General features: G+C 52.1%; 6 protein-coding genes, 1 pseudogene and 1 CRISPR repeat array. All 7 genes and pseudogenes read right to left on the reverse strand.

Annotated elements, in window-relative coordinates; translation table 11 throughout:
- The first annotated feature begins 57 nt into the window (after positions 1-57).
- Positions 58-2,721: direct repeats of the CRISPR family, unit length 30 nt; unit sequence GCTTCAACACCAGCTTGGTACGTCTGAAAC.
- A gap of 97 nt (positions 2,722-2,818) precedes the next feature.
- Positions 2,819-3,079, reverse strand: coding sequence for a CRISPR-associated endonuclease Cas2 (gene cas2 / locus C454_RS02790; protein WP_004972490.1), 261 nt, complete (start codon positions 3,077-3,079; stop codon positions 2,819-2,821).
- The gene (gene cas1b, locus C454_RS02795) at positions 3,079-4,074 is read right to left on the reverse strand and encodes a type I-B CRISPR-associated endonuclease Cas1b (RefSeq protein ID WP_049904936.1); all 996 of its coding nucleotides are present in this window, start codon (positions 4,072-4,074) and stop codon (positions 3,079-3,081) included. The genes cas2 and cas1b overlap by 1 nt, the downstream gene beginning before the upstream one ends.
- 2 nt (positions 4,075-4,076) lie before the next feature.
- Positions 4,077-4,515 (reverse strand): annotated as a pseudogene (locus tag C454_RS21225) (Dna2/Cas4 domain-containing protein).
- Positions 4,512-7,037, reverse strand: a complete 2,526-nt coding sequence (locus C454_RS19745; protein WP_081605181.1) for a CRISPR-associated helicase/endonuclease Cas3 — start codon at positions 7,035-7,037, stop codon at positions 4,512-4,514. Before C454_RS19745 ends, C454_RS21225 begins: the two are co-directional and overlap by 4 nt.
- Positions 6,967-7,785, reverse strand: a complete 819-nt coding sequence (gene cas5b, locus C454_RS02800; RefSeq protein ID WP_004972493.1) for a type I-B CRISPR-associated protein Cas5b — start codon at positions 7,783-7,785, stop codon at positions 6,967-6,969. Before cas5b ends, C454_RS19745 begins: the two co-directional genes overlap by 71 nt.
- Positions 7,778-8,764: a type I-B CRISPR-associated protein Cas7/Csh2 gene (cas7b, locus tag C454_RS02805; protein WP_004972494.1), complete on the reverse strand. Its 987-nt coding sequence runs from the start codon at positions 8,762-8,764 to the stop codon at positions 7,778-7,780. Before cas7b ends, cas5b begins: the two co-directional genes overlap by 8 nt.
- Before the next feature lie 3 nt (positions 8,765-8,767).
- A partial coding sequence (locus tag C454_RS20940) for a hypothetical protein (RefSeq protein ID WP_204365848.1) occupies positions 8,768-8,986 on the reverse strand: 219 nt, incomplete at its 5' end.

Genomic DNA, 8,986 nt, shown 5'->3' on the forward strand with positions numbered 1-8,986 from the left:
CCAGCTTGGTACGTCTGAAACGACGTCTTCGGGGTCTGCCTCCTCAAGTCGTGCGGCGCTTCAACACCAGCTTGGTACGTCTGAAACCTTCGGCACGTCCCGATACTCGATGCACGTCAGCAAGCTTCAACACCAGCTTGGTACGTCTGAAACTAGAGGTGAGTTCGTCGGGCATATAGTAGCCCTGCTTCAACACCAGCTTGGTACGTCTGAAACAGGAGTACCGACCAAAAGCATTGGCTTCGAAAAGGGTGCTTCAACACCAGCTTGGTACGTCTGAAACAAGTCGCCGCGGTGTTCGGACTTGACGGTGTAGAACAGCTTCAACACCAGCTTGGTACGTCTGAAACACTCCGGGACCACCATTCTGACCAAACGGTAGTCGAGCTTCAACACCAGCTTGGTACGTCTGAAACCACTCACGTCGCACCTGCGTCTCGTAGTCTTCAAACCGCTTCAACACCAGCTTGGTACGTCTGAAACCGTCCCGCACCGGGTTGCAATCGCTCTTCAGGACGGCTTCAACACCAGCTTGGTACGTCTGAAACTTCAACGGCGTCTTCGAGGACAACCCGGAGATACTGCTTCAACACCAGCTTGGTACGTCTGAAACGCTTGTCGCCGTCCTTCGCAAAGTGCGTGTAAATCGCTTCAACACCAGCTTGGTACGTCTGAAACTGGAGTTCGGGCTGGAACGTCCCACTGTCAACTCGCTTCAACACCAGCTTGGTACGTCTGAAACGACGTGGGCTTCGGGGATGACCCGACCGCCGCATTGGGCTTCAACACCAGCTTGGTACGTCTGAAACGGGCTTTCGCCGCGGTCATGAGCGCCCGCGATGCGCCCGCTTCAACACCAGCTTGGTACGTCTGAAACGTTTCCGGGGCGTTTTGTCTGGATTGTGAGGAAAGGCTTCAACACCAGCTTGGTACGTCTGAAACCGGCCACCCCACGACGGACGACACGCCGTGTCAGAACCGCTTCAACACCAGCTTGGTACGTCTGAAACAAGAACTGGAAATCATCGGTGAAGTGACGACCCGGTAGCTTCAACACCAGCTTGGTACGTCTGAAACCCAAATTATCAAGTCAGTTCCGGCGACGCGGTGTAGCTTCAACACCAGCTTGGTACGTCTGAAACGACATGCAGTCGACGACCGTCTCGCCGAACTTGAAGCTTCAACACCAGCTTGGTACGTCTGAAACGGCTCCGGATGCGTGAGCCCAAGGCACTCCGGTGGCTTCAACACCAGCTTGGTACGTCTGAAACTGCCATCACCCTCCACGGACGATAAATGTCGTCGTTGCTTCAACACCAGCTTGGTACGTCTGAAACCGGGGCTATATCCTCATCCGGATCTCGAGTCCAATGCTTCAACACCAGCTTGGTACGTCTGAAACGCGCTGACGCGAGGGTCACATATCAAGCATGGCAGCGGAGCTTCAACACCAGCTTGGTACGTCTGAAACACTAAGAGTCCATGTTGGCCGATACCGGCCACTCTATGCTTCAACACCAGCTTGGTACGTCTGAAACGAGGTCGCCTCTGCCTGCTTGCTATCTGGACTATCGCTTCAACACCAGCTTGGTACGTCTGAAACGGGTGGTCGAGTGGGTTAGAACCCGGACCAGAGCGAGCTTCAACACCAGCTTGGTACGTCTGAAACCACGTTCTTGCGAATCGGCGGCAAGTCCACCGACTCGCTTCAACACCAGCTTGGTACGTCTGAAACCGCCTTTCGTCTGTGAGAACCCGAGTCGCTTCATCGCTTCAACACCAGCTTGGTACGTCTGAAACCGGGATATCCGATGAGGTGGCCCTAATGGGACTTATCGCTTCAACACCAGCTTGGTACGTCTGAAACCGTGACGATGTCGTAGTTGAACAGTTCGATGAGGCCCGCTTCAACACCAGCTTGGTACGTCTGAAACGGTTTACACTTCCCTCCGAGCGGATGTATGCCTCCGGCTTCAACACCAGCTTGGTACGTCTGAAACCCGCGGTCGCCTCGAACTCGTGGTCACAACCGTTGGCTTCAACACCAGCTTGGTACGTCTGAAACTATCGCGGAGTGACGACCGACTGACGGAGAGTGTGCTTCAACACCAGCTTGGTACGTCTGAAACGTTATTTCGTTCCCGTCGTGGAACGTATTGAGTTGGCGCTTCAACACCAGCTTGGTACGTCTGAAACTCCGCGCTTTTTCTCAGACTCGTTAGCCACGCGAAGCTTCAACACCAGCTTGGTACGTCTGAAACCAGTCCAAAAGGGAGCGACATGGTTAGTTACCTCAGCTTCAACCCCAGCTTGGTACGTCTGAAACCAGGACACGGTCGGAGACCTCGATGTCACCGTCCGACGCTTCAACACCAGCTTGGTACGTCTGAAACGGTCGACCCCGTCCCCGACGACCGCCAAGAGGTGCCGGCTTCAACACCAGCTTGGTACGTCTGAAACGTGACGTCTGATGGGATGTTAGCGGGCGAGACTGAGCTTCAACACCAGCTTGGTACGTCTGAAACAAGTGCGAAGAAACTATCTGACGACCACATCTATCGCTTCAACACCAGCTTGGTACGTCTGAAACTTTCTCAGACTCGTTAGTCCCCCGAACAGTCCACTGCTTCAACACCAGCTTGGTACGTCTGAAACTCGGTCTCCAGAGGAGACGTGTCCCTGATGACCCGTGCTTCAACACCAGCTTGGTACGTCTGAAACCCCGGTCGAAATTCCCCCCTCAAGGCTCATAACTGTTGTTTACAAGGACTAGTTTCCATCGACCCTCAGTAGCGGGTTCGTTTAAGTAGGTTGATGGTCAGATGAGCCGATGGTCATCCATTGGGTCAGAGCCATAGATTTTCCGATTCAACCAGTTGTCGTCTCGTAGTTGGTACAGAATCACAGATTCGTTCGGCTTAACTGTCTCTTCAATTTCTTCGGTTAAAACCGCATACTGCGCATCAGTCAATTCACCTTCACAAACAGAATTTTGCACGTGTGTGAGATATCGTCGAAGCAGAGAGAGCATCAGCTGAGTTCGCTCTGCTTCCATATCATATACTGCAATGACGTACATTACCACCACCTTTTGAACGGCTCATACTCTTTGTCACCAATCACGTGTTTATGTAATTTGTACGCCTCTAAGCGCAACAGATACTGATACGAAACGTGGCGTTTCAGCGTTGGATGCTCAACGGTACGCTCTAAAGTTTCCTCAAATTCGCGTACGAACAGTCGTCGACCGCTGGTAGTTAACAGACAACCGTTCATTCCACTATCAAAATCGTCCTCAGTTATCTGTTTTCGATTGAGTAAACGGAAGATCAGGCGATCAACGATAAGCGGCTTGAAAAGTTCACTCAAGTCCAAACAGAGTGAGTATCTTCTCTCTGCTGGTTCGTGTAGGTAGCTAATTGTGGGGTCCAGATGTGTTGAGTAGATTTCGGTGAGAATCGCGCTATAGAGTAAGCTGTTACCGAACGAAATGAGTGAGTTTACTTCGTTCGGTGGTGGTCGGAATTCCCGTTTAATGAACGGAAGGCTGTCCGGGGTAACCTCTCGAAAGAGACTGTAATACTCACTACGAATTGAACCTTCGATGCCACGGAGCGTATTAACGTCGTCTGATTCAGGGACAGCAGACAGACGTTCCTCAATACGATCCACAATAGAGGTGAGACCATCCTGCTTACGAGCGTAATATCTCACGTTTGAGATCATCTCTCGAGCAGCCCCGGTGACGATTGCTCGTGCAATTGGAAGCCGTTCTGCTGTTCGTGCGTAATGTAGCGCTTGATCAACTGTTGACCGGCCTGAAACGAGTGATTTACGCGGCATATACGTTCCAGCGTAGTAATCTTGCCAATTGAACACGTGCATGACAATTCCCTGTTGGCTGAGGAAGTCTAAGGCGCGTGTATTGAAGTCCAGCTGGCCATGGCAGTACAGCGAGCCAACGTTCTCTACCGGAAGATAATGTGGGCCACTACCCTCTTCCGTGATGACACGGAGTGTATTCTGATCGCGCTCAAACCGTCCGTTTTTGAACAGGTGATAGCTCTGTCTCATGATTAGACCCAACAAAAGTCGTGATAGGCACACGTGTCGCAGATTGGCTTCAACTCAGGGTCTGGTGGCGCCGGGCGTTCAATAATCTCCTGTATCTCCGGGATTATTTTGCAGATATNACGACAGTTGACCATCGACGTCTAGGCCTTTGTTGGTCTTCAAATACCAGAGATAGAATTTAAGCTGCCACTCACCGGGCTGTTCGAGTTTGCTGGATCGCTTGATTTCTACAACAGTTCCATCTTCAAGCACGTCAATTGCGATCGTACCGTCAATGAATACTCTCCGGCGACCGTCGGGGTAGGTCGTGTCATCAATCTTCGAACCGTGCACGATACCAGTATTTGACCGGTCAACATCGAGCTTGTTCGAATAAAACCACAGTTCTCGATGACACGTGTGGTAGTACTTAACCATCAGTCCGGTCACATCTCGGCTCATAAGAGCCTCGACTCCACTGTAGATTCGGGGAGGCGAAGCCCTGTTTTTTCGCTGTACCACGCTTTGTACTCCTCCTTATGGGCCGGAAGCAAGTAGACACCAAGTTCGTCGTCGGGGAGTGGCAATCGTTTGATTTTCTCAGATCGTTCTGAACGCGGTGAGTAAAGGTTCACACTTACGACGCAATCGTAGAAATCCGGCTTTAACTCGCGAGCACGCGCTCGTTTATTATATCTTACTGCTTGGGCATAATCGTCGTACAACTCGTGGTCTGATTCCGCGCTGTCTGATCCAACGACAAATACGTCGACAGAGAAAGAGTCAGGGATTAGCCTTATTCTCGCACTGTCGAACTGCCACCGTTGTAGTTCTGGAATTGAGCCATCAGTATTCTTTATATTTGATAATTCTGAAAAGTAAGAAGACACAACCTCAGTAGTTACCACCGATTCACTCAGCGAAGTAGAACCACTAAGAACGTTAGTGAATGCACGGCGCGTCGCATCGAGACGGGGGGAATCGTAGATCGCAGTTGCTGGTTCAGTTCCATCATCGTCAACTAAACAGACAAAATCTACCCGACCACCACTACCACCGATTGCGTGTCGATTACAACGACCTGCTGCTTGGACAAGCGAGTCTAGTGGTGCAAAGTCTCTGATGACGATATCGAAGTCTAGGTCAACNATTGCGTGTCGATTACAACGACCTGCTGCTTGGACAAGCGAGTCTAGTGGTGCAAAGTCTCTGATGACGATATCGAAGTCTAGGTCAACACCCGCCTCAATAACCTGTGTACTTACAACGACACGCTGTTCCCTGTCAGTACTTCGGAGTGCAGTAATTCGATCTCGGCGATCTCGAGGACGGACCGCGCTGGAGAGATATTCTAATCGAAGTTCCTTGGAGTCGGTCTGTAGTTGGGAACGAATCGAGTCGAACACTTGTCTTGCAGATCCGATCGTGTTGCAGACAACGAGTACGTCAGACGGAGAAGAACGAACTTCAGAGACAACCCGCTCGCTCAACGTTTCAATCGAGAGGGGCTGGTCAAAGACGCTATCGTCGATCTCGAATCTAACACGGTCAAGCTGTTCGAAATAGTCATCTGCGTTGGGGACGAGTGACGGTGCGTCAGCGAATATTCCCGGCTGAGTCGCGGTCATCGCAATGAACGTGCAACCCCAGTCGGCAGCAAGTTGCTCACAACAAGCCCGCACAACGTCCCAGTACTTTGTGGGAATCGCCTGCACTTCGTCAAGAATAATCACCGCGTCTCTGAGATTCGGCAGCTTGATTGATTGGCTATTGGACGGAACAACGAGACTTTCGAGTAACTGCACGAACGTCGTAGTCGTTACTTCACTCTCCCATCGATTTGTGAGCATCAAGTCGCGCCAAAACTCACCGTCAGTTGCCTCGGAGTCATGGCTCCCCGTGACATAATCGTCTCGAGAGCGATAGTGGTGCTTGAGTAGGACTTCAGGGATACTCTCAACACCAGCGTGTTCGAGAACTTCGCTGAATACTTCGAAGTTCTGGTCGATAATCGAGGTAAACGGAAGTGCATAGACGATTCGTGGCCTATTTTCTTCGGCCAGTTGCTTCCGCTGACGGATCTGTAGTGCTAAATCGAGGGCAGTGAGCGTTTTACCACTACCCGTTGGTAACGTGAGTGTGAGGATACCAGGGAGTGAGTCAAAATCACGTAACTGATCACGTGCACTCTCTCGAGCATCAGCACGGAGTTGGTCAATCGTCTCTGCACTCGGAGAACCAAACCGGTCTTGAATGTACGATTCGACTGCATCCGCTGGCACGTGTTTCCGAGAGGGGAGGTCATACCCAGCCGCGTTCAACTTATCGGCGGCAACGAGTTGTGAAAATAATTCTACGACTTGAAACGAGGAGTCAAGTGGCTGCTCACTAACGCTACCAGCATACGACAGCGATTCCGCGACATCTTTGATATACTGACTGGACTTGATCCACGTACAGAAAGATTCGATATCGAGTTCGATACCGAGATCGTCGTAGAGTGTTTGGACCTGTGTTCGCCGCGTCAAGATGTCCTCAGCCTGTTGGACATACGTCTCTCGAGGAGCATTAGAAGCGAAGAGCGTGCGTTGAAACGTTTCTCCGGTATCTATCAACGGAGAGTGATGCCGAGAGATCACGAGCCACCCCATTGCACACTCTCTGAGAGAGAACCCTTCCGCACGGAGTGCGTGAAAACACGCGAGTCCAGAAATCGCGCTGTGATTCGTGAGTTGGCTCTGTGGTCGATCGTCCGCTAGATACTCTTGGAAATATCGGGTTGCCTTCCCGAAGTCGTGGCAGGCACCAACAATATACCGAAGCCGTTGTGCTGACTCTGCACGACCCTCAGCACAACTGTCGGCAACATCTTGGAGATGTCTCTTTAGAGTCGTCTCAGGATGTGAGAGCAGTTCATCCGAACACAACTGTCTCACCACCAACCTGTGCATAATTGATGTCTCGTATCTCGATGCTCTGTCCATTCCGTTCGTACGTCACCGTCTGGAAGCCGTCAGACACACGACCGTCAGCCGTCGAGCGCATGAATCCTGGTACGCGTTCAGTAACATACCTACTCTCAGAATCGGGGACAATTCCCAGACTTTCACCGGGGATGACCGAATCGACTACTGCGTCCCCTTGTCCCCGCTGAATCTCGTATCTCCCCTGGAAGTCGTGTGTTGCGAGATGCTCACTTAATCCCAGTGAGAGTGCGTAGTGTGACTTGCCAGCAACGAGATATTGCTCGAGTTTATCCATCAACCTCTCGTCATCTAACGAAACGTACAGCCGATATTCTGGATCGCAGAGCGTTTCAAAGACGTTCTGCTGCCGTTGGCTCGTCACGAATCTCCCGGGACGTGCACCCTTGGTCTTCGAAGAGCTACCTTCAGTAGTGAGAATGTTGATCCCAAGTGAGATCCGCCGAATCGGCGAACGAAGCTGAACAGCGATNCCCTTGGTCTTCGAAGAGCTACCTTCAGTAGTGAGAATGTTGATCCCAAGTGAGATCCGCCGAATCGGCGAACGAAGCTGAACAGCGATCCGACTCGATTCCCGACTAAAGGTGTCGTAGTAACTATCTCGATCGAGGCCGAGAATCGCGGCGGTCATTCCAGCAACTGTTGTTCGAGGAGGGATGCCAAACGTCTGAGCTGGTGATGTCGTCTCAGGCTTCCGAAAGTGTGCGAAGTCTCCGCTCACATCGAAGACGAGGCACGACTCACTCATACGTAATCGTTACCGAATCGGAACCGACGGCTTCCCCGAGTGCCTTCTCGAGTATCTCTGCCTCACCGTGCTCACCGTCAAACTGTATTTGGAGTCGACGGCTCGCTCGAACGACGACAGTCGCGATGTCGTCGGCATCATCGGCTAACGTGGCTACGAGATCATCGATAACAAGGTCGAGGTCGCTAATGTCTCGCATCGCTTTCGGACCCTCAACACGAGGATTAAGATCGATTGTTCGGTGTAGGTCTCCCGAGTGGTACGCATCTTCGTCGTACTCGACTCGAAGAAGGAGTCGCGGCTCGTGACCTCGCTTCGAAGACGTGTTAGTTTGTGATCGGAGACCCTGCCAAAGTGCATCTTCGAGCGACTCAACATCAGCTTCCGTTAGACGGGTGTCTGTTGCAGCATGCTCGTCGATGACTCCATGGAATCGAATTAGTGCGTACGCCAGACGGTGTTCAGAGAACATATTCCCGCCAGCGCCCCCCTCTTCGCTGTCAGCAGAGAGAACCGAGGTCTTTCCGTGCGTCGTTTCGTGAACAGGATGCATCGAGCGACCGAAACCGAACTGCACCGGGCCGGTGTAGGAACCGTCGACTGGTGAGTCGTCGAAGGCCATACTGTCTCCGAACAACCGGATGTCTGTCACCTCGTCGAGGAATGCAGCCTCCAATTCTTCGTCGGTGTATCCCTCGTCCAGACCGGCATTCTCGAGGATTGTCTGGTAGCGGTCTCCTTTGTCGTCCCGCTGCCCACTCCCGGATTTCTTCACAAAAATCGTCTCTCCTTGTCGGTCAAGATAATCCCGAACGTACCGCTTGAGTCGAACGTCGGTCACGATCGCTTCTTCGGTGTAGTCGTCGACTCGGGGACGATTCTCTTCGGTCAGCGGGTCGCCGTTGGGATTCGCATCAACAGCATCGTAGAGATACACGATTTCAGAGCGGTTCGACACGGTTTCGATTTCGTTGGACATGAATTACTCCTCCTGTGAGGACGTGGCTGCGATGGGTTGGTCGTCTGTGGTACTCTCGTCTGCATCGGCACGGTTTTCGCGAGCAATACTCGCGATTCGAGGGCCAGCGTTCACGCCGAGAATGAAATGATACTGTAGCTCATCTCTCGTCGCATTCCAGCCGTCTTCACGGCCTGCCAGAACAGCATCGTGGAACAGTTCTTCAGCGTCGCTCCACGGAAT

It is taken from the genome of Haloferax gibbonsii ATCC 33959, assembly GCF_000336775.1.
GTDB classification, from domain to species: domain Archaea; phylum Halobacteriota; class Halobacteria; order Halobacteriales; family Haloferacaceae; genus Haloferax; species Haloferax gibbonsii.

Bases quoted from the DNA above. Each gene is read 5' to 3' on its own strand.
- cas2 (WP_004972490.1), bottom strand. From the start codon at position 3,079: ATGTACGTCATTGCAGTATATGATATGGAAGCAGAGCGAACTCAGCTG.
- cas1b (WP_049904936.1), bottom strand. From the start codon at position 4,074: ATGAGACAGAGCTATCACCTGTTCAAAAACGGACGGTTTGAGCGCGAT.
- cas7b (WP_004972494.1), bottom strand. From the start codon at position 8,764: ATGTCCAACGAAATCGAAACCGTGTCGAACCGCTCTGAAATCGTGTAT.